General features: G+C 36.4%; 18 protein-coding genes. 6 read left to right on the top strand and 12 right to left on the bottom strand.

Features of this window, described 5'->3' with window-relative positions:
• Positions 1-304 precede the first annotated feature (304 nt).
• The 4 genes from CUN59_RS21345 to CUN59_RS06080 all read left to right on the top strand — a co-directional run bounded on the left by CUN59_RS21345 (position 305) and on the right by CUN59_RS06080 (position 6,277).
• Positions 305-448, top strand: a complete 144-nt coding sequence (locus tag CUN59_RS21345) for a hypothetical protein (protein WP_165790164.1) — start codon at positions 305-307, stop codon at positions 446-448.
• A gap of 179 nt (positions 449-627) precedes the next feature.
• Complete coding sequence (locus tag CUN59_RS06090; RefSeq protein WP_104386998.1) at positions 628-2,229, top strand: hypothetical protein; 1,602 nt, start codon at positions 628-630, stop codon at positions 2,227-2,229.
• A gap of 65 nt (positions 2,230-2,294) precedes the next feature.
• Complete coding sequence (locus CUN59_RS06085) at positions 2,295-3,896, top strand: DUF1822 family protein (protein WP_104386997.1); 1,602 nt, start codon at positions 2,295-2,297, stop codon at positions 3,894-3,896.
• A 122-nt stretch (positions 3,897-4,018) separates the two neighbouring features.
• The gene (locus CUN59_RS06080; protein WP_104386996.1) at positions 4,019-6,277 is read left to right on the top strand and encodes a CHAT domain-containing protein; all 2,259 of its coding nucleotides are present in this window, start codon (positions 4,019-4,021) and stop codon (positions 6,275-6,277) included.
• Positions 6,278-6,497: 220 nt separating this feature from the next.
• On the opposite strand, the gene CUN59_RS06075 is transcribed toward CUN59_RS06080, so the two are convergent.
• The 3 genes from CUN59_RS06075 to hpnK form a co-directional block, all read right to left on the bottom strand.
• Positions 6,498-7,862: an extracellular solute-binding protein gene (locus CUN59_RS06075; RefSeq protein WP_104386995.1), complete on the bottom strand. Its 1,365-nt coding sequence runs from the start codon at positions 7,860-7,862 to the stop codon at positions 6,498-6,500.
• 649 nt (positions 7,863-8,511) lie between these two features.
• Complete coding sequence (locus CUN59_RS06070) at positions 8,512-9,558, bottom strand: molecular chaperone DnaJ (RefSeq protein ID WP_104386994.1); 1,047 nt, start codon at positions 9,556-9,558, stop codon at positions 8,512-8,514.
• Positions 9,559-9,848: 290 nt separating this feature from the next.
• Positions 9,849-10,592, bottom strand: coding sequence for a hopanoid biosynthesis-associated protein HpnK (hpnK, locus tag CUN59_RS06065; protein ID WP_306460501.1), 744 nt, complete (start codon positions 10,590-10,592; stop codon positions 9,849-9,851).
• 387 nt (positions 10,593-10,979) lie between these two features.
• Between hpnK and CUN59_RS06060 the strand changes: the two genes are divergently transcribed.
• Entirely contained in the window at positions 10,980-12,167 is a 1,188-nt protein-coding gene (locus tag CUN59_RS06060) for a glycosyltransferase family 4 protein (protein ID WP_104386993.1), read from the top strand.
• Positions 12,168-12,332: 165 nt separating this feature from the next.
• The gene (locus CUN59_RS06055; protein WP_104386992.1) at positions 12,333-13,379 is read left to right on the top strand and encodes a cyanophycinase; all 1,047 of its coding nucleotides are present in this window, start codon (positions 12,333-12,335) and stop codon (positions 13,377-13,379) included.
• A gap of 66 nt (positions 13,380-13,445) precedes the next feature.
• On the opposite strand, the gene CUN59_RS06050 is transcribed toward CUN59_RS06055, so the two are convergent.
• From CUN59_RS06050 to CUN59_RS06015, 9 genes are all read right to left on the bottom strand, one after another.
• Positions 13,446-13,787, bottom strand: coding sequence for a DUF5615 family PIN-like protein (locus CUN59_RS06050; protein ID WP_104386991.1), 342 nt, complete (start codon positions 13,785-13,787; stop codon positions 13,446-13,448).
• A 3-nt stretch (positions 13,788-13,790) separates the two neighbouring features.
• A complete protein-coding gene (locus tag CUN59_RS06045) occupies positions 13,791-14,117 on the bottom strand; it encodes a DUF433 domain-containing protein (protein WP_104387002.1) in 327 nt (108 codons plus the stop codon).
• A gap of 348 nt (positions 14,118-14,465) precedes the next feature.
• Positions 14,466-17,987 carry a DEAD/DEAH box helicase family protein gene (locus CUN59_RS06040; protein ID WP_104386990.1) on the bottom strand — a complete coding sequence of 1,174 codons (3,522 nt, stop codon included), beginning with the start codon at positions 17,985-17,987 and terminating at the stop codon, positions 14,466-14,468.
• A 52-nt stretch (positions 17,988-18,039) separates the two neighbouring features.
• Positions 18,040-18,477 carry a hypothetical protein gene (locus CUN59_RS06035; RefSeq protein WP_104386989.1) on the bottom strand — a complete coding sequence of 146 codons (438 nt, stop codon included), beginning with the start codon at positions 18,475-18,477 and terminating at the stop codon, positions 18,040-18,042.
• Complete coding sequence (locus CUN59_RS06030; protein ID WP_104386988.1) at positions 18,470-19,792, bottom strand: AAA family ATPase; 1,323 nt, start codon at positions 19,790-19,792, stop codon at positions 18,470-18,472. The genes CUN59_RS06035 and CUN59_RS06030 overlap by 8 nt, the downstream gene beginning before the upstream one ends.
• A 1-nt stretch (position 19,793) precedes the next feature.
• A complete protein-coding gene (locus CUN59_RS06025; RefSeq protein WP_104386987.1) occupies positions 19,794-21,008 on the bottom strand; it encodes a restriction endonuclease subunit S in 1,215 nt (404 codons plus the stop codon).
• 162 nt (positions 21,009-21,170) lie between these two features.
• Complete coding sequence (locus tag CUN59_RS21340; protein ID WP_165790163.1) at positions 21,171-21,335, bottom strand: hypothetical protein; 165 nt, start codon at positions 21,333-21,335, stop codon at positions 21,171-21,173.
• A gap of 41 nt (positions 21,336-21,376) precedes the next feature.
• The gene (locus CUN59_RS06020; RefSeq protein ID WP_104386986.1) at positions 21,377-21,946 is read right to left on the bottom strand and encodes a Uma2 family endonuclease; all 570 of its coding nucleotides are present in this window, start codon (positions 21,944-21,946) and stop codon (positions 21,377-21,379) included.
• A 343-nt stretch (positions 21,947-22,289) separates the two neighbouring features.
• Complete coding sequence (locus tag CUN59_RS06015) at positions 22,290-22,601, bottom strand: GIY-YIG nuclease family protein (protein WP_104386985.1); 312 nt, start codon at positions 22,599-22,601, stop codon at positions 22,290-22,292.
• Positions 22,602-22,872 lie beyond the last annotated feature (271 nt).

The following is a 22,872-nucleotide window of genomic DNA, read 5'->3' as shown; positions in this document are numbered from 1 at the left end:
GTAAATATGAAATTCACTACCCGGTTGACAATGACTTACAAGTTGTTATTGGGAATAAAGTTCGGTAAATATGAAATTATCCGCTTTTCGAGATGTCTAATAACAAAAGGAATCCATATCTACTTGTGATAAATAAAATCATCGTGAGGGATTATACTTTTAAATTAGGAGCGATCACACGGATAACAAAGATGTGATAAAATAAAAATCAGTTACCTAGAATGCTGATTACTGCGGTGTTCCTGATATGTGGTAGCACGGTTTTTGAAGTTGAGTTAACGGTTTTCCTTGGGATGGTAGTACATTGATATTAAATATACGTGACAAAATACTACATACACCAACGGCAGAAACAGCGATCGCCGATGATATGATCTTACTCATGTCAATTCTCCTTTTACTGGTAACAAAGGATTTACCGCAAATCCCATCAACTAATTGGGAGTAAATTTAGATAAATATGAAATTATCCGCTTTTGGGGATAAACAATATCTCAATTCATAAATTGCCCATTATGATCCCAATATCAGATAGAAAGACTAAATTTAATGGAGTGTGCAAACCATACAGTCACGCTCTAAATTCTGCATAAACTTAAATAAGTATAAACTCTTGCCAGGGTTATCATGTCTAATAACATACTTGAAGCTAAGTTCTACACGCGAATAATAGGCATCAATCCAGATTGCAGTCCGCAAATACAAGTAGATAACAAATTAAAGCGTAGTCTTGAATTATATCAAAGGACGACTCAAGAATTTGAATCATTATACCAATACGATGATCCTCAAAAACTAGTAATTTATTGGATGCAAATAATCTTTGATAACCAAGTGGAAACACAAACAGTAGAAATGGCATGGCAGTATTTACAATGTTTTTGTGAAGAAAGCATCTACAAAGCCACAAGAAAAGTATTTGATAACGATAAGTATCAGCAAGACAAAAAATATGAATTAATGTTGAGTGGCTTATTTATTGCTCGTCAATTTGTTTATAATTCAGAGGAATTTAAAGTTGTGATCAATAAATATGATCACAACAAAGGACTGTTTGAATACTATATTAAACGAGTTTTAGAAAATGTTATTAAAGATAATTCGGGACTGAAATTTTCTACGTGGCGTAGATTGATTAAATCTAGTAAAAAAGAATTAAATCAAGTCCTGGTAAATAATGGAATAAATGATGGTTTAATAACCAAAATTCAATTTGCACTTAGTTTTTTCAAACAGGTTTATATTTATAATAGGATTGCCAATAATGTAGCCAGAAAGTCGGGAGATAAATACCCAGAACCACGGGAATCTGACTATGAAGAGTCCGTGAAAATATACAATGAAAATAGAGTGCTTCCTTCTTCCCCCGACGAAGTTTTTATCAGTCAAAATATTACCACTGAAACATTGCGAGAATGGATAGAAATTTGCAATAAATCTCTATCTAATTATTTTAATCCAGAATCAAATGTTTATAATTACCAAGACAATTATATTAATAATCAAAAAAGGAAAGATGCAGATAAAATTAACCCACTGGGGTTAGATTTGCAATTAGTTATCCAGAGATTCAGTAATTTAAACGCAACTGATAAAAAAATAGTAATTCTCACTTATGGTTTCAAAATGAAACAGCAAGACATAGGCAATATTTTTTCACTTACCCAAACTGCAATTTCCTACCGTGTTAAAAACATCAAAATCGAGTTTATGGATATATTGATTGAAAGTTTATACCAATCCGTAACCCCTGAAACGTGGATAAATAACTATATAGATAATTGGTTAAATAGGTTGGGTGATAGTTATCATAAACCTTTGGACTCTAATTATCTACGTCGTATTTTAATAGAGGTTGTAAAAACATTAGATACTTCAGAAAATCGGTTATTAGAATTGAAATATGGACAAAGAATAGATGATTGTCAACTTACTATGAAGTTGAATATGACTGAGGAAGATTTACTAAAAATGATCAATCAAATTCAAGGTAAACTGGAACAAGGGTTGCTTAAAAAACTGGAAAAACTTGTTCACGACAGTTTAGAATTAGCATTGTCCGCTTTTTCTCAAAAATTAATTGACAATGCTTGTTTAAATTTAAATATTTGTGAAACCGACAGAAATAGATTAAAGTTAAGCATTTCCGAAAGAAAATGGCAGAATCCAACTATAGATATAGCTAATTCAATATTAGATAAAATAATATGTGCATATAGAAAAACATAATTTCTATTATTGTCTTCAGGCATTTTCATGACAGAAGTTAAATTTACCCCAATTACAAGGCAATTATGATTTACAAATTAGCGGAACACAAGAACGAATACTTACACTTACCTATCTTACCATCTATTCAAGAACAGGCATGGAAACAATCACAGCACCATTCTCATACTATAGCTCGTCATAATTCCTATATAAATTACCTGAGTTTATATACATTAATTGACTGGTTTAGAAATGAACAAACTCTAGCCGAATCTGTAATATATCCCAGTGCAAAAAGTTTATCTAGTATATGGGAAGTGGTAAATGGTGCGGGTATTAAATTAGGGGAAAGACAAATAGTAATTATTCCCTGTGAAATAAGTGAATTTGAGGAGTTTTCTGTTCCCCAAGAATGGGTAGATATTCCCGAATGGGTAGGAGACTATTATCTAGCTATTCAAGTAAATTTAGAACCAGAGGAAGATGAATGTTGGATAGAAGTATGTGGTTTCACAACCCATAGTTATTTAAAAAACCTGGGTAAGTATAATTTCCATGATAGAACCTATGCAATTACAGTAGATAATTTAATCCAAGACATCACAGTCATGGAAATAACATTACCACTAGAGATGAAAGCAGAAATTCCCGAATTACCACATCTATCAGCAGTAAAAGCTGAAGAATTGTTACAAATGTTCGCTAATTCATCCATCTATTCGCCTAGACTGCGCGTTAATGATATAACATTTGAGGAGTGGGCTGCATTATTAGTTAATGACTCTTGGAGGCAAAAATTGTACGAGCAACGTATGAGTAAATTAGTAACATTGTCTAATCCTGTATCTACTAATACAACTAAAGCGGCTCAAGGTATCAGTAGTAAAATAGACCATATCGTGGCATGGATTACAACCACATTAAAAAATATCCGTGATTTAGTAGAACCAATTTTTGAACATGATTCAGAAATTTTGATCCCAGAACTTAAAAATGCACATTTACCTATTGCTTATGAAGCAGAACCAATTACCTATTTTCAGCCCCTTGATGCCTTTTTAGAATATTTGATACCCGATCCAGTAATAGACGATCCAGTAATAGTAAAACTTGGGAATTGGGTTCAGGGTAAATTTGAACTTGATTGGCAACCCCAACGGGATTTATTGGAGAGAATGACAGCAATCAGTAAAAAAACTCCAAGTCCAGTGATGAAGTCAAGTCCAGTGATGAGAGATATAAATCTGGTTTTGGAAACCCCTAGCGAAGAGGATTTAGTCAATGATATCTGCAATACCCAGGATGATAACAAGCGTTGGCAATCGGCTGAGTTGTTATGGCAAAAAAATCCCCAACATTCCGCCTGTCCTATTATCAGCGCTAAGGATTTAGGAGTTTATCTACTGGGTTATTCTCTAGCGTTGATGGTGGGAATTATACCCAAGTCAGACGGCGAGATATTAATCATTCTGCGTGTTTATTCCTTAGAGCAAGAACTGTATTTACTACCAACTGGGTTAAAGCTGACCATAACGGATCTAAGGGACAATATTGTAGTAACAACAATGGAATCACAGACAGGAGACATTTATATCGAGTCTAAAATAAATGGAAGTTCAGGCGAATATTTCAGTGTCACAGTAACTCTGAATGATAGCAGTTTTACTCAGGAGTTTGTGATTTAAACAACAACTAATTTTCTCAGTAACTATGTTCATAATTCTGAGATATTAGATATTTGTGATAAATCATGCTTAAATAGGAAAATAAGCATGATTTTTCGTACATCTACCTCATTTATTGTTCTATGCTTAACCTTGTACTTAAAGTTTATTCAGGTAGTTTTAAAGCAGGATTTTCGGGAGAATTATTTGATGAAAGTAATCAACCGATTACAAAATTTACATTTCCTGCATCACCGGAAATTCCACAGCTATATAAAAAATGGCAAGATGGATCACGAGAAAACACTGAGCTTCGTTTAACTAAAGCTGGAGATGCACGTTTAACATTGCACTCAGAACAATGTAAAAAAGATAAAAGAGCATTAGAAGATTGTAGTGAAAAATGGTTTAACGATGGAAATTTCTATGTGCTGAGTGAAAAAATTAAAAACAAAATTCCAGCTAATGAAACTGTTGTCCGTATTAATCTTGTTTTTAGTCACTTTGATGTAAATAAGGATGATAATGATATCCTCCGTAGACTTCCCTGGCAATTATGGAGAGGCTTATTGGATTCAGGAGATTCTAAAAAGAGTACGTTTGCTTTATCAGAAGATTTAAGTAAAGATTACACTAAAAGAAATAGGCATGATCATGTTTTAAAATCACCCGTAAAAATTTTAGCAATTTTCGGTAGCGATGAAAATGGCTTAAATCAACAGCCTGAGAAAGAAAAATTGTATCAGTTAAAAAATAATAATGGTGTAAGGGTTCAAATTGAAGAAAAACCAAATAGAGATAGAGTGAATAAATTATTATGGGATTCCAAGTGGGATATTTTATTTTTTTCAGGACATAGTTCTAGTCAAGGAGAAACTGGAACAATTCAAATTAATGATAGAGATTCTCTATCCTTAGATGATCTTAAGTCAGCACTAAAAGAATCCGTAGAAAACGGTTTAAAAATAGCAATATTCAATTCTTGTGATGGGTTAGGAATTGCAAATGTTTTGACACAGGTAAAAGTTCCGGCTGTAATTGTCATGAAAGAACCTGTCCCAGATAGTTTTGCTTCTCAATTTTTCTTAAACTTTTTGGAAGCTTTTGTTAAAAAAGGTCAGCGGTTTTCTTTGGCAGTTCGTGAAGCTACGGGAAGGTTAAATATAAAAGACAATGAATTTCCCGGAGCAACATGGTTACCTGTGATTTATTATTCCCATCGAAACCAGCCGGACTATATTTGGCCGACTCCAGGTGTGATAACCCGTTTGTTAACTTTCTTATTTAAGTTCTTCTCCCCACGACCAAATGTAATTAAAACTGGGGTTTCTAAAATAATTAACACTTTTAAATCAAAAAAGATATTATTTGGTTTAACTGTAATTGTTACCGCTTCCATAATTATAATTGCTGGTATTTCTCGACCATCAGCACCGTCTATTTGTAAATCATGGAATGGTGTGATTCATTCTATAGAATTTACTGCTGATGGTAAATATCTAGCTACTAGCAATTTAGACAATACATTAAGAGTATTTGAGATAGACAGATTAAAAGCTGAAGATGTTATCAAAAGAGATGAATTATTGAAAAAGCAAATTCACTGTGAAGGAGAGAGAAATATAGTTGACCTTTCATTTAGCAGTGACAATAAGTATCTAGCTGTTGCAGATATGCAATCAACTATTAATGTGCTAAGGTTGCCAGAACATGGAAGTGGTAAGCTACAAGAATTAAAACTTAAATCTTCAAACTTTCCAAAAATATTGAGTAGTATAGTCAAAATTAGCTTCAGTAAAAATAACTATTTAGCAGCAGCAAATATTTCTGGACAAGTAGAATTGTGGCAGATTAAAAATCAAGAAGTCATAAAAATCAAAGATATTCGTGATCAGGGTAAGTATAAGCTTCAGTTAAGGTTCAGTTCGGATAACTCAAATAACAATTATTTAGTTATGTCCGATATGACAGGTAAAGCATTTGGGTGGGATTTAAAAAAAAGTATTGATATTGATCTAAAAAACGTAGATATTACAGTTATTAAAGTAACAGATGGAAAGATTTCTAGTTGTAATAAAGACAAGTGTCAAGACATCGAACCAATCAACAATAGCAATAGCAATAGCAATAGCCAAATCAAATTCTTTAGAGATATTATTCCCAGTCCTGATGATAAGTATATGGCTGTTATTGCTAACGATAACAAAAATGAAAATGAATATGTCGAATTGTGGGAGCAAAAGAATCAATCATGGACAAAAATAGAAATAGACACAAAAACATACACGAAAACAATAACAGACGTGGCCTTTTTGCCAAAGCCAAAAAGCCATAAGACCTCATTGATTGTGGCTACTACTAATACTGATCATAAAAGTTTAAGATTAATTCCGTCAGAGTGAACTTAAAATGTGATTATTGCGTAGGGGTAATTCATGAATTACCCATGCTTCCGTTCTATGCTGCGTAAGTCCTGTTTATAATCCTCAATTACGATAAAAGATACGCAAGATCCTAATCGCTGCATTTTGTTTTATCGGTCAGACATTTTTTAGTCTTAGGACTTACGCAAGATGTAACTGCAACCCTAATTATTTCGTAGGGGTAATTCATGAATTACCCCTACTTTCGTTCTATTTTGCGTAAGTCCTGAGTCTCTTCCGACGCTTTTTTCATAATACCTTCAACCGCATCATCCTTTGTTTTAGTATCAAGTGCATCTTGGAGACTTTTTTGTAAAATCTTAGACACTTCCTCATATCTAGCAAGACGTGGACGTGAAACCATTTTTTGCATCATCGTGAAAAGTTCTGGATAATGACTATATTTCTTAACAATTAAGGGATCAAAAAATAGGTCTTTACGAGTAGGAACAGACGCATGTGATAAAGTAAAGAGAAGCTGAGATTCACGACTAGTGAGAAATTTGACTACTTTTATAGCTGCTTTTTGACGTTCTTTTTCTATATCACGAGCAATTGCTAAACCCCAACCGCCATGACAACCTTTTCCACCAACCACGGGTGCAATACCAATTCTGCCTTGAACCTTTGAGTCTAGATTATGAAGATTCTGAGCTTCAGCCCACACACCAGGCCAACTACGTAAAAAAGCACTATCTCCATCTAGAAATATTTTCTTGGCAATTTCTTCATCGCTGAGACGAGTCTGAGTAACCCCTACTGAAACTGAAAATGAAATCTTTTGCTTAATAGTTTCCCTTAAAAATTTAACCGCCTTGATAGCTTTGTCCTGGTCTAATCCAACTTTATTGTTTTCTATCCAAAAACCACGATAAACATCAAGAACTTCTACAAACATAGCAACTAGTCCTTCTTCATCAGCTTGCCATAAATATTGAATTTTGCTTTCTTTCTTTGCCTTGATCTTTATGGCAATGTCTAGCAAATCTTTAAAAGTAGTTGGTACTTTTTCCTTCCCTAGTAAATCTTTATTGTAGTAAAGTACGCCTACATCAGTCCGAAAAGGAATACGATAAAGTTTTGATTTATACTTGCCATTATCAATTTCAGTCTGAAGAAAATCTTGCAATTCCCCTTCTTCAAAGTCTTTATCAAGAGGGAGAAGATATTTTTTATGTGCAAACTCAGGCAACCAAATAATGTCAGTGTAAACTAAGTGATATTTACTATTTTCATTACATTCTTTATTACTATTAGGATCAGAGTTCTTAAAACTGTCTAAATACAAAGATTTTAAGTCCTCTCCTTTAGATACTGGATGGAATTTAATTTCAATCTCACCCTTATTATCATTATTAAACTTTTCGGTTAACTGTTTCCAATTTTCGCTGTTATGTACAGCAAAACATAGTGTAATTTCTCTTTGCGCCGATGACTGACAGGCATATAATGTTGTACTCAAACCTAAAGCAACAGTAAACAATGGTACAGTCAACTTATGTGGTCTCAGTCTAATTCTCTGTAATAACCCTGATAATTGGTTTAAAAAATTGGGATTCTTCATAATCAAAATTAAATGTATTAAAGCCAGAAAAATATTCCTACTAGAATTAATCAGGACTTACGTAAGTGTCACACCAAAAATCCAATTAGGGTACGTCAGATATCAAGAATCTAATTATTTACATAATTTATGCTGTCTGACGTGGTTGGTGAGCTTGCCGAACCACACCCTACTAATGTGCCAGTTGCATAAGTCCTATTAATATATAACAAATCTGACACTCTAGTATATCTGTTACTACAGTATATTTGATGGATAGGGATCTAAATGCTGCAATTAATTTATCGCTTCTGGCTAAGGCGTAAAAGTCTACTGAGGGATAACTGCTCCCATGCTCCCATTGAAGTAGAAAGTAAAGTCTAGTTTTATCTAGGTCTTATATAGTAGATGATAACAACCTGCAAAATCCAGCAAAAAATTGTTATATTATGGTTTTTTACTCAAAACTTAAGAACTAAACTACAAGCTGTCTTTTCTGTTGAGGCTGGTAATGGGTAATTGGTAATTGGGAAAAGGCAATACAATGATGAACTATATCATAAGTAATTGGACGGACATGATATTATACCCCAATTCAGTAACGCCGAATTTCAAAGTCCCCCAAGTTTGGGGGATTTAGGGGGCTAAATAATCACAAAACGAACACACTCTAATTAAAATTCATCATATACTGAAATTCTTCCATCATTTTTTCCATTAATTCTTCCATCATCTCTTCCTGCATAGAACGCAGACTCTCTGGACCTGCAAGAAATTCTTTAATGGTGATTTTTTTATCTTTAAAATCTTTGACAAAATCACGAATCTCAACAACTATCTTAGTTTGGGCTTGTACGGTTTCCAGCATCAATTCAATAGGGTCAATACCTTGTTTAGTTGCTTTTTTATAATCAGCAACCATTGAACCTTCGGGAGTATTTTTAGCTAACTTAAGTTCCTGTTTTAATTTATCGTATTGGGTTTTGAGAATTTGATTGTGTTGTTCTATATTTTTACATCTGCGACTTAAATCATCTTCACTATTATTATCAATTGCTTCTCCCACTTCATACTGACGTTCAATTTCTAAAAGTCTTGCTAAATCTCCCTCTTGGTAAGCTTTATTAATTTCTTTCATTATTTCTGTGTGACTCATTTGGGTTTCGTTGTCTTTAACCTTATCAGGGTGAAAAATTTCTGCTAACCGCAAAAATGTCTGTCTAACTTTTCTTGATTCATCTGTTCTCCCCCCACCGGGAGATTCTGAATCTCGTTCTGCTTCCCAAAATTGATGACGACGTTGATGATTTTCTTGAAATTCATTTTCTTCAAAGAGTTCATCTAATTCTTCATTATCATCTTCATCAATAGGTTTACAACTAATAATTCCCTCCATTTGCAGACTTCTGTACAAAGACTCTATGTTTTTTTTGGTTTGTTTTCCCAGTTTTCTTGTAGTTAAAATTTCTGCAAACAAAGCATGAATTTCTTCATCTAATTCTGCCATTGTTTTCATATTGGGACTGACCCGATGAAATACCTCTGTCGCTAAGGAACGCATTTTTTCAACAAAGTTATTTAATTCTGTCCGCTTTTTTTTAATTTGCTTTAATAGAGATTGGTGTTCTTTCTCTAAACCTGCTAACTTTAGATGTAAGTCAGATAGTGCAAGAGGTGTTGCTATGGTTGGAGATGCTGTTTTTGTTTTGCGTGGCATGACAGATACAATTAAGCTCAAGGTTGATCACGGAACACAAATAATATTATATTTTAAATATTGATGTTTATACAAAAAATTTAATTAAATTAACTGATTATAATTACTTAAGGATTCAGGTGAGGTGATAAGATCCCCGACTTCTAAGATAGATTTATCCTTTCCGAACACAATCAATCAAAGAAGTCGGGAATCTGGAAACAAGTGCTATAGCTGAATACTTACATAATTACTCAACTCAAATCCCTTCAGTATTAAGGATTCTCGCACTTGTTGACTTAACAAAGCCGCTAATTCCACTTCACCGCCGTGATTGATCTCAGTGGATGAGAATAAATTTCTACTAATTCCGCTTCTATTTGCGGTATTAAACCCAGTAAATATTTTTCACTCATGTCACCAGTTTGTAACAATCCATAAACCCTATCGGCAAATTTAATATTATGGGCTTTTAATAAACCTTCTCCATAACGGCGTAATTGTCCAAAGACAATAGACCAAACTATTTTGGTGAGTAAATTACGCTGATCAAGTTTGAGGTTTTTTCTTAATTCTTCCACAGGTAAACGGATAAATTTAATCTGAAATTCTGGGGCAAATTCTGTTAAAATGCCCAAAATTACAGGATGAACATGAAGGTGTAAATGTCCATCCAGATGAGCCAAATTTAAACCAGAATCGCGGAATTTTTCTAATTGAGCGCGAATTTCTAACCGTAATTCTGAGCGAGTCGCCGTATTAAATTGATAGTTTAATCCTGCTTGGGTGGGATCATGGGAAAAATTACCTTCAGAGTCTACTAAATGGGGAATTTGCTCAGGGGGTAAAACTGATTTACCACAAACTAACACCAGGTGTAAACCCACTGCTAAATGAGGATGATTTTTTGCTAAGGCGATCGCCTCTTGTGCTGCATCACCACTTACCATTAAGCTAGTGCTAGTTAAAATGCCTTCCTTATATGCTTTAATAACTGCTGCATTAACACTTTGAGAAGAGCCAAAATCATCAGCATTAATAATTAAATAGGACATTGGTTTTTTAGTGGTTGAGAGAATGCGGGATTAACGGCAGCAGGAAGAGTCAAAATCAGCCGTGTTTGTTTCTTGCAACTTTACGAAATTTGACAACCTTTGATAAGCTTTATCAAAATAACCTTAAAAAAATCTAAAAATTTGGTTAAAAAAGCTCACATCAGTTGTGGACTACACCTTTTACCCTGAGTAGTCCCAGGTAACAGTTAATATCTAGTATATCCCTAATGATAATCCCAGGCTATGGTTATAGTTTGCTAAATTTGAGCCACTCCGGTCAGGGATACTATCAAACTCAGACAGCAAAACACTTTTAACTTTGTTACCTACTATAAATATACTTTTTCAACTTTTTAGATTTTTGTTAATCATCGGGGAGTCAAATCAATGAAGATACTAGCGCTGAGTTGGGAATTTCCACCGAGGATAGTAGGAGGAATTGCTCGTCACGTTGCTGAGTTGTACCCAGAACTGATCAAGCTAGGCCATGATATCCACCTCATTACACCGGAATTTGGCCCAGCATCTAGTTATGAAGTTGTGGAAGGAATTCATATCCATCGGGTAGAAGTAGCAGCTAATAACGATTTTTTTCACTGGGTGGTGAATTTAAACGAGAGTATGGGATCTTATGGCGGTAAATTGCTGATGGAAAAAGGTCCATTTGATCTGATCCATGCCCATGATTGGTTGGTAGGGGATGCAGCGATCGCTCTTAAGCATATCTTTAAAGTTCCCCTCATTGCCACAATTCACGCCACAGAATATGGACGTTACAACGGTATTTATACTGATACCCAGCATTATATTCATAATAAAGAATATGCACTAGCAGACAATGCCTGGCGAATCATCGTTTGTAGTCAATATATGCGTCAAGAACTGATGCGATCGCTATACGTGCCAGATGATAAAATTGATGTAATTTATAATGGCATTCGTCCAGAGAAGAAAATACATCACGAAGATTTTCATGCCCAAAATTTTCGCCGTCAATTTGCCGCCGATTATGAAAAAATTGTGTATTATCTTGGTCGTATGACCCATGAAAAAGGTGTACCAGTATTACTTAATGCTGCTCCCAAGGTACTGTGGGAAATGGGGGGTAATGTTAAATTTGTTATCGTTGGTGGTGGTAATACCGAAAATCTTAAACGTCAAGCTTGGGATTTGGGAATTTGGCATAAATGTTACTTTACTGGTTTTCTTTCCGATGAATACTTAGATAAATTTCAAACCATTGCCGACTGTGCCGTTTTTCCTAGTCTTTATGAACCCTTTGGAATTGTCGCCTTAGAAAGTTTCGCCTCCCGCGTACCAGTCATAGTTTCCGATACTGGTGGTTTTCCCGAAGTCGTTCAACATACCAAAACCGGAATTACCACCGCTGTGAATAATCCTGACTCCGTAGCTTGGGGAATTTTAGAAGTCCTGAAAAACCCAGATTATTCTCAATGGTTGGTAAATAATGCTTATGCAGATTTAGAAAAAAGATTTAGCTGGTCAAAATTAGGTAAACAAACTGAAATGGTTTATGAAAGAGTAGCAAAAGAGCGAATGCAAACTGACTGGTAATAAAAAACGGACTAAAAATCAGATTTTTCTCGATTAACCATGAGAATTAAAGAATACTCTGATAATTCGCCTTGAAAAAACAGTATAAACCCTGTACGCTGGGAATTTAACCTTGGGAAATGCCACAGTTAAAAATGATTGCTGTTTGCTTAACAAGATTTTAACATGACAAAGGCATTCCCCAATATATCCAGGCGATTGCAGAATGTAAAACATAGCTTGTTGCGGATGGTAAACCAAATCATCGGCCGTCTGAAAAGCAAGTTAAGGCAGTTCTTTGAGGATATCATCGCCGATGTCGAAACCCCCACCTCTAAACCCACTTATCAAGTACCTAAGTTGGGTGGCCCCGTTCATAACCTGGGGGGGGGTGGTCCTGACGTAGATGATGCCATCCAATGGATGATTAATCAAGTTAGAGGTAGTAGTAACAGTAACCATAAAGTTAATGTTCTAGTCATTCGTGCTGCTGGTAGCGATGACTATAATCGCCTCATTTATCCCATGATAGGAGTTAAGTATGTAGAAACTCTCATCATTCCCAATCGTCAAGAAGCAAACAGAACTGATATTTTTGATAAAGTCAGAAATGCTGGTGTAATTTTCTTTGCAGGTGGTGATCAATGTGAATATATTCGCCACTGGAAAAACACAAAATTAGAAGTTGCCATCAAGTCAGTCTATGATAAAGGTGGTGCTATTGGTGGCACAAGTGCCGGGGCGATGATTCAAAGTGAATATGTTTATGATTCTTGCGCCTGTGAAAATAGTATAGAAACTCATGAAGCCCTTGATGATCCCTATGGTAGTATTAGCTTTACCTATAACTTTTTTCAGTGGAAATATTTGCGCCGAACAATCATTGATACCCACTTTGATGAACGCAAAAGAATGGGGCGAATTATGGTTTTTATTGCTAGGCAAATTCAAGATGGTGTATCATCAAGTGCATTAGGTATAGCTATTAGTAAAGAGACATCTTTGCTAATTGATAAATATGGTATTGCCAAAGTTATAGGTAAAGGTTCAGCCTATTTTGTGTTAGGAGATCATCCCCCAGAAATTTGTGAAAAAGGCACTCCTCTTACCTATCACGACTATAAAATTTGGCGAGTTCCTAGAGGTGACACTTTCGACTTAAATAAACTCCCACCCCGGGGTTATTATCTCCGAAGTGTCAAGCGGGGAAGGTTTGATTCTGATCCTTATTAATACCATTTCTGTACATAAATCAGCCTCATTAGCCCACTCAGGTGGGCTTTAAAGTACAATAAAAGTTCATACGGAAGGACGAACTACTCGAATCAGTTTTCCTGTTAAATTTTCTTCTTTACAAATAGCTTCATGAAGGCGTTGTGACATTCTATTTCTATCACTATCATTTGTACAAACAATAATACCTGAATGATTTGGTTGTAAGCGGTGTAATTGAATAAAATCATAGCGATTTAGTGTTAAAATTGCTCGTTCTTCTTGAATAGCAAAATTTAATACTTCTTCATCAGGTATAGCTTGATTTCCTTTTCCTGCTTCTTGCACTGTCAAAACATCATGACCAAAATTGCGTAATAATTCGCTGACTATGCGGGGAAATTGTTCATCTGCATAAAGACGTACCACAATTTAAGCCGCCTCATTTTTTTGAATTGCTGTTTCAATTTCTTCAGGATGTGCATTTGCATAAGCCCAAGCATTTACTAAATCAGCAGCCGTTAAATGAGGATAATCATCTAAAATTTGTGCTTCACTAATTCCTAAACGCCGAGATTCTACTAACAACCAAATAGGAATACGAGTGTTAGCAATACACGCTTCCTCACCACAAACTCCAGGGGTTTTGGTAATAGGATATCTACTTTGATTTAAGGTTTTAGTTAATATTTGTATTGCTTCGGCTTTTTCTGTTGGGGTTAATGCTAGAAGTTGGGTTTCTAATTCTTGGTTTGTCATAGTCATTGTTAAGCTGCTGTGATTAGGTGTTTTTAATTATTTTACTGTAGTTAAAGGTTATTGGGTGCGATATCGCTAGGCTAACCGTATATATGGTATCTAAACTTACATTTATAAAAATTGTTTACAGGACTTATAAGATATCCTAAAAGCAAAAGTCGGTTAAAACCGACTCATAAAAATATCTTTTCCTCTTTGCGTGAGAAAATATTTTAACTTTGATTCGCTATCCAATTTACCAAATCATCAGGCTGTGAAAAATCCAAAATAGCTTCCCACTTTGTTCCTTTTTTCTTACCCTTAAACTCTTGATTTATCCAGGTTTTGCTTTTATTCAGCAAACCCTATTTAGGCGATCGCTTTTTGATAAACTTCCTCTAAACAAGCAATTAATTCATCAACTTGAGTGGAGGTAAATAATCCATCTGGTCCTTGGGGTGTAATATCAGTAAATGGTGATTCATAGAGTAATGCCGCATCCATCACACCATGTTCTGTGAGGTAGTTAATAATCATATTTATAAATTCTATTTGATTAGCATTAAGGTTTTTATTGGAGAGAAAACCAGCTAATTCTTGTTTAGCGACTTCCCTATCTAGTCCTACTAAGGAACGCACAAATAAACCTAGTCCTTGAGATTCTTCCTTAGCGCGGTTAATATCTTCCGTTTCTCCTATACCACTTTCGGCTAATATTCTTTCTAACTCGGATAAATCTGATGCGGTTAATTGTTTATTGGTTCTGAGTTTGAAAATAACTATATTATCTTGATGCGCTCTTAAAAAGGCTCTGGCTTTAGTGCGGAACTTTGCAAAGTTATCTGTTGAGGTAAAATGAGGTAATTCGACTATAATTTCCTCACCCATTTCATCCTCAAAATTAGTGTAAATGGGTTGACGTTTTTGTTTTTCAATGAGATTTACTAAACCCCGGAGACGTTTACGGAGTATTTCTAACATGGGTAATGTCACATCTTGCCACCATTCGTCACTTTGAATATCTTGAATTAATGGTAGTTGTGCTTGAATTAAAGGAATATCTGGTTTTTCTTCTAGTAACCCAGCTATTGATTTAACTTGTGTTTGTAATTTTTTGAGATTGGGTTGAGATTTGATTATGGCTAGTTGTAATTTTAAGATTAATATATCAAATCGTTTGGTTTCTTCTGCTTCTGTGGGTATTTGGGAAGGTAAACCGGCGATTTCTTGATTTAAGGTAATAATATCTTCCTGTCCTAAGGATTTCCATGATTCTGAATTAGCATATTTTTCTACAAATTGGCGTTTGGTGCGAACTATAAAGTTTTCTGTGTTCATTGCTGCAACTTCTGTATATAGTAAGTTGGCTATTTGATGACGCAGTTCTGCATTTGTTTTTGGTTCTTTTGCCGATGTGGGATTTTCGGAAATTGCGGGATTATCAACAATTTTTTGATCTAATTCTGCTATTAATTCCAAGCGTTTACTAAATAACTGTTTACTTAAAGATTTACCTATCGGTGCATCGGTGGTTTCTGGGTTATGTTGGAAAAATTCTAAATTTTGGCAGTAGTCAAATACATAGAAAAATTGTTTATCCTGTCCCATACCAAATAAGTCAGCACAGCGACGAGTTCCCCTTCCTAACATTTGCCAGAATTTGGTTTTAGACCGCACCAGTTTAAACATGACTAAATTTACCACTTCTGGTACATCTATTCCCGTATCTAACATATCTACAGAAATAGCGATATGGGGCATTTTATCTTTTTTAGAAAAGTCTTCTATAATACTTTGAGCGTATTTAGTATTAAAGGTAATGACGCGAGCAAATTCACCTTTAAATTGGGGATAGTTAATATTAAATCTGTCAGCGATAAAGTTAGCGTGAGCTTGATTTTTAGCAAAGATAATTGTTTTACCTAAAATATCACCGCCGGCAACTTTTACACCTCTGGTCATTAGATGTTCTAAAACTTTATCTACTGTATCTTGATTAAATAACCATTGATTGACTGCTGCTGCTTCTATGCGGTCGGGGATGTTACCTTCATCATCCCATTCTATGGCATCCCATTCTTCTCTTTCTGCTTCTGACAATTGACTATAATTAATTCCTTGACGTTGGAATCTCAGGGGAACTGATACCGCTTGAGGTGGGACTAAAAACCCATCTTTTACCGCATCTTCTAAGCCATAGGCATCTGTAGGTACACCGCTTTCTAAATCAAATAATCCGTAGGTGTTGCGGTCTATTTCATCCTTGGGGGTGGCGGTTAATCCTAATAGTAAAGCATCAAAATTATTGAAGATATGGCGATATTTTTGGAAGACGGAACGATGGGCTTCATCAACTATAATGATGTCAAAATGGGCAACACTAAACCGTTTTTGTGATTCTTTGGTATCATCAATTAATCCCATCATGGTCTGATAGGTACAAGCGAATACTCTCCCTTCTCCATCCTTTTCTGTGACTAGGTTCACTGGAGATGCTTCTGGGAGGTGTTTTTTTAATACTTTGATGGTTTGGTCTACCAAGGCCACACGGTCGGCTAAAAATAGGGCGCGTTTGACCCAGTTACAACCCATCAGCATTTCTACTAGAGCGATCGCTGTTCTGGTTTTTCCTGCACCTGTAGCCATAACTAACAAAGCTTTGCGTTCTTTGTCCGTTTCTATGGCTTCTGTAACGCGCCGAATCGCACGAGTTTGGTAATACCGTTCTGCTATACTGGGTTTAATATCTGCTTGGGCTAAGGATCTGCGGATGCTGCGGCGTTGGATAAGTAATTCTAATTCGGCTTTTTTGTAAAACCCTTGGACTTGTCGGGGTGGGTAGTTGGTGTCATCCCATAACCAATGTTCATAACCGTTAGTATAGAAAATTAGGGGACGTTGGTTAAATTGTTTTTCTAAACAGTCTGCATAGAGTTTAGCCTGTTGTTGACCGTTGCGGGGGTCTTTGCGGGTACGTTTGGCTTCAACTACTGCTAAGGGTTTACCATCATCTCCCCATAATACATAATCTACAAAGCCATTACCGGAGTTATTGGGCATTCCTGTTACTGGATATTCACGGGAAACGTTCCCTGAGCGAAGTCGAAGGGAACATTCTTCAAGTACGCTGGTTTCGACTTCGCTCAACCAGCGAGAACTCTCATCGAGGGAAGCTGAAATTTTCCATCCTGTTTCTTTTAATAATAAATCTATGAAGAAGTTACGGGTTTCTTGTTCTGAATAGTCGTGTGTATCTGCTTGGCTAGTATTTTCTTTTTTGACTGCTGCTAATTCGGATCTGAGTTGTTTTATAGTTTCATCTAGGGCGTTTTTATCTGTTAGTAATAGTGAGAGTTTTTCATCTTTTTCTTTTAATTCTGTTTCTAATTTTTGCAGTTCTTGAGTTCGACTTCGCTCACTCACCGGAGTTTTGTTTTTCTCACTCCCCGGTGTTGGTTTGGTAACTTGCGGTATGGCGTTAATATCAAAGGTTAAACCTGGTTCTGGCTTGCTGGTGCGTCCGTAGGTACGGGTTAACCAATATGCTATATGAAAAAATTCTTTAACTGCGGTCAGGCTATCATTAACGGGTATTGTTTTTTCATCATGAACGGCGTTGTTACCAATTTTAATGATGAGTTTGGCTTTGTTAAATATGGCTTGACCTACTAAGTTTTTAAAGGTAGGTTCATGAATCAGGGTGCTAATGTTATCTTGATAGGGTAAGTTTAATGTATTGTCGTATTTATAGAGCCAGTTTACCGTTAATTCTAAGGCGCGACGGCCATAGAAACAGGCTGTACGAGGATCACGGTAGGCTGTTTTAAAGGCTTTGTGAGCAGATTCGTAAATGGTGGGAAATTCGGGTTTGAGGAAGGTAAACTGGCTCATATATTTATTTTGATATTTTTTGATGATAGCTTTGTAAATCCCTATCTAGCGACTAAATAAATACTTCACTCATGGGGAAACGTTTACACGATTTATTAAATTCTTCAATGATGCTGAGATCCCCAAAGCTTGTTCCTTCTTGTTTATCAGGGGCTTTGTTTTTACCTGCCAGAATAGGAAATTGATCAATCCACAACATTATCTCTGCGGTGTTTGGGAATGTAGTAGTTCGCCAGGGAGCTAGGCCTGTAAATGCTGCTTTAACTTCTTCAACAAAACGCAAGGCTGTTATCCTTCGCATTGTGCCGTCGCCGTTTTGGGCTATGTGGTTGCCTGTTTCGAGAATGGTCGCCATAGGTAACAGAAAAGTACAGCCAGATTTAGCATAGGTCTGATAATCTTCGAGAACTAATGCTGTATGCTGATTATAGTTGGGAACGTTAAGTATTTCCAGAAATATACTCGTATCAATCAGGCAAATACTACTCATTGCCGTACTCCTGCAAACGAGACAGCCAGGCCAAAGCTTGCTGTTTTCTGTCCTCATGTGTGTGGGGTGACTTAACGAACCTATCCACTACCCCAGCAGTTACCAGTTGTCCCAGTGGTCCCTGGGATATGAGACTGGGGAAATCGTCTATATCCCCAAGCCTGATCAGGCGACTATTTCCTTGATTCCCTTCCTCTGGATCTCGGAAACAAAAGACTACATCACCTAAAGCCGCATCGGGTAAAGCATCCATTAGGGCTGGGTTGTGGGTAGAAAGTAATACTCGTAATTTACGCTTTTCCGCAATATCTCGAATACTGGCTAGTAGATGCTGGGCGCGGTTGGGATGAACACCGTTATCAATTTCTTCAATGACGACTAAACTTCCTTCAGTTGCCGATAGCATAGCAGCAGCGATCGCTAACACCCGCAATGTGCCATCTGATAACAATGCGGCTTCACAATAGCGACGGTTATTACCAAAGGTTTCGGCTAGTCGCACCATGACTTCATCCCGTGGACCGAAAAGAAAATCTAGCCCTTCTATAGCCTGTTCTGGTAAACTCTGGATGAAGTTGAGAATGGTCTGTTGATTTTCTGGTTGGTTCTCCCATAAGCGATAGAGAACGCTGGATAGATTAGTACCATCTTCTTGTAATCGCTTATCAGATTTAAAACTGTACTCGCGCATTTTGGCGGGAACGGGATCTAGAAACAGGATATTCCGTAAAACTCGTTGATATTGGCGGACTGTTTCGGGAATTATCTTTTGGGAATTTTCATATTTGGCATCAAAACGGGCAGGGCTGTCTAATTGCACAAAGATAGCCATTTGATCACTGCACGTTATTCCTGGCTTGTTCTTGCCTTTTGTAAAGTTGTTATATGCCACCCTAACATCAGTATTTATCCCTTCTGAAGGCTGATTTAACTCATATAGCGGAACTGGATTTGTTGAGTCAACAATTCGCTCACTACTGATGTGCAGTTCTCCATCACGGACATTCAGGGTTATATTGAGTTCGTTCCATTCTGTTGAGTCTAAACGGCAACCGATGGTAAAATTTGATTCTCCCCGATAGCATAAGTCATTGACTCGACCGCGTACAACTCCCTCGGCGCTATTTACAGCATATTGAATACTGGAGAGTTTTTGCCCTTGTGCCAGCCATGATAAAAACCGCAAACCTTCCAGGGCGTTACTTTTACCGGCGGCGTTTGCACCTATTAGCACGGTTAAAGATCCCAGGGGTAAGCGGCTTATACGATAACTTTTAAAGTTGGCAAGGGTAAATTCTGTTAGCATGGCGCTCATATTACAGTTCTCCTCTAAATGCACGATGTTGGAGAGATGCAAAGAGGGCATCTAGTTCTGATAATGAGGCGCGGTGTGATTTTTTCAGTTCTTCTACTGCTTCAAAACGTTGGGCAAATTCTTTTTGAAGGGATAGGGGGGGAAGTAAAACAGTAAAATCTGCAATTAATCCAAGGTTTAAATTCTCCTGATTTCCCCCTCTTGCCATTGCTCTTAATCTACTATATGAAATAAGAAGTTGTGCAAACAAAAAGTTAGTTTCGTATTTTGGATTTGGAAGTAAAACGCCACAAGCTTGATTAGTAGCTGCCTCAATACCAAGTACAGCACATTGTCCTCGTGTTTTTCCTTGTCCATAGAGTGCGATAAGAATAGATCCTACTGGATAAAGATGACAGCTTGAATTTTGAAGTGCAGTTTCCGTAATTTTTTCTTCTGTATCAGTAATGAGCCGTTCATTTACTTCTGTTGTTTTTACCCAAGGTATGTTTCCATTAAAGTTTTCTGAGTTTTTACGGCTAGGAGTACTACCACTGCTTATTTTTGTTAAATCTCCAAGACGAAATATAGGAAAAGACTTCAGATTCTTAACAGGATCTCCGAACATTTCTATAAAAATGGATTGAGTGAGGGTGTTGAGTAGTGCGATCGCCTCCTTTCTTTTTCTTCTCAACTCCTCCGCTTGATCTAATATCTCCGCTATTTTTTTCTGTTCTTCTAATGGTGGTAGGGGGATTGTAACACTTAAAATATCATCTTTACATAGATTTATTTGCAATCCTCCACCTGCAAACTTTAAAAAGTATTTTTTTACTTGCTCACGATTTAAAACATATTTTAAATATGGAAAATAAATTAATTCTGGTTTCTTAATAATGAGTTTTCCAACCCGTTGATTTAATAATAAGTTTTTACCTTGAGTTTTTACAATGGTCGGAACACCTAATATTTTTGCTTCTGTTGCCATATCTGTCATTGCAATAATGACATCACCATCTTTTAATAGATATTGTTTATATTTTTCCGTGTATGAATCAGGTAAAAACTTTTGATTATGTTCTAAATCAAAAACTCCATTAGGTCTAATATTGCTCATTCTACAATTTAATGTACTAGAAATATTGACATAATCACTTGATTTAAAAGCATAGCCATTTTGTAAATCACATATTTGATTTAACGCCAACAAATTCCATTTTTTAGGTAAATTACTCATCCCTGCATTTTCTCCAAATCTTTAATAAACAACATTGATATGCTCCCTTCGACACTTCGGCTTCGCTCAGTACAAGCTTCGCTCAGGGAGCGTTTCTGTAATGAGTTGCATTTTGACACTCAGGTAACTTTTGTCTCACACTATTAGAAATATAACTTTTACTCATAACATTGCCAAAAACTCTAAAACCTCAGCTAAACCAGAAATACCACCCTTGGGATTAGCATTAATTTCTCGTAACCCTAAAGCCAAGATTTTTGGTAAATCTTCCTTATAAGATTCTAAGCTTGGTAACATTCCATCAGGAATATCTACAGTAATTTGCATAGCTTTTTTACCTCAATAAATCAATTATATATAAACTTTTATCACCCTTGTAATAACTCATTTACAGTTAACTTTACCTCAGCAAACAAAGGGGAACAAATCACCTCATCACCTGTAAAAACCTGCTCCTCGTATAAACCTTCCACCCATTCCAAAACAGTCACCTTTTGTAATATCGGATCAACAATCCAATATTCATTAATACCCCGCGCTGCATACTCAGAACGCTTGTAACGATAATCTCGCTTTTCTTGGTTAGGACTGACCACCTCAACCACCAACAAAGGAGGCGGCATATCCATTAAAATAAGAGAGCGTGTAGCATCTTTCATCACTTGGGCTAACTCCTCAGAAAACACCACCAAATCAGGAACACGCACCCCCACCTTGCGACTATTTACAGCTATTTCTGTTTTCATTCTTAACTGATAATAGGGAATACCTAATTGAGAAAAATAGATTAATAAAAATATTGCTATTCTTTGATTTAGTTCACTTTCAGAAGGCATAAAAATTAATTCCCCATTTTCCAACTCATATAAATAATCCGTCCCATCGTCATAATTAAGAAATTCCTCAAAAGTCATCTTTTTAGCAGTTGTAACTATCATGACCATTACTCCTATAAAATACTCATCTTACCATTTTAATTTCCCTCCCGTTCCCTGAGTAAAGCTTGTACTGAGCGAAGCCGAAGTGTCGAAGACCGTTCCCTGAGTAAAGCTTGTACTGAGCGAAGCCGAAGTGTCGAAGACCGTTCCCTGAGTAAACTCGAAGACCGTTCCCTGAGCAAACTCGAAGGCCGTTCCCTGAGCGAAGTCGAAGGGAACAGTCGAAGGGAACAGTCGAAGGGAACAGTCGAAGGGAACAGTCGAAGGGAACAGTCGAAGGGAACAGTCGAAGGGAACAGTCGAAGGGAACAGTCGAAGGGAACAGTCGAAGGGAACACTTTTCCTAACTCAAATGACTAACCCGACCATAATGAGTTTCATTTTGACACTCAGCTAACTTATGTAATAAATTTGTATTTCCTAAAATCAAAGCTTGTTTTTTCTTGCGACTCCAACCTTGTATTTGTTTTTCCCGTTCATAAGCATCTTTTACAAGCTCATAATACTCACAAAAAACTAACTTAACAGGTAAGCGCTTGGCCGTGTAATTCGCTCCATAACTATTTTGATGTTCCCATAAACGACGATCTAAATCCATTGTACTACCAGTATAGTAACTACCATCAGCACATTCAAGAATATATATATATGCCATATGTTTATGATTGAATTTTCTAAGATTATTTATACTTGAATCTGGTGATGTTCCCTTCGACACTTCGGCTTCGCTCAGTACAAGCCTCGCTCAGGGAACGTTACTTAGGGAATTTTGCTCAAAAATGTTCCCTTCGACACTTCGGCTTCGCTCAGTACAAGCTTCGCTCAGGGAACGTCCTTCGACACTTCGACTCCGCTCAGTACAAGTTCGCTCAGGGAACGACTTTCGGCACTTCGGCTTCGCTCAGTACAAGTTCGGTCGGGGAACG

The organism is Cuspidothrix issatschenkoi CHARLIE-1 (assembly GCF_002934005.1).
GTDB classification, from domain to species: Bacteria; Cyanobacteriota; Cyanobacteriia; order Cyanobacteriales; family Nostocaceae; genus Cuspidothrix; species Cuspidothrix issatschenkoi.
Note: the sequence above shows the minus strand (reverse complement) of the source record. Positions and strands in the feature narration are given on the sequence as shown.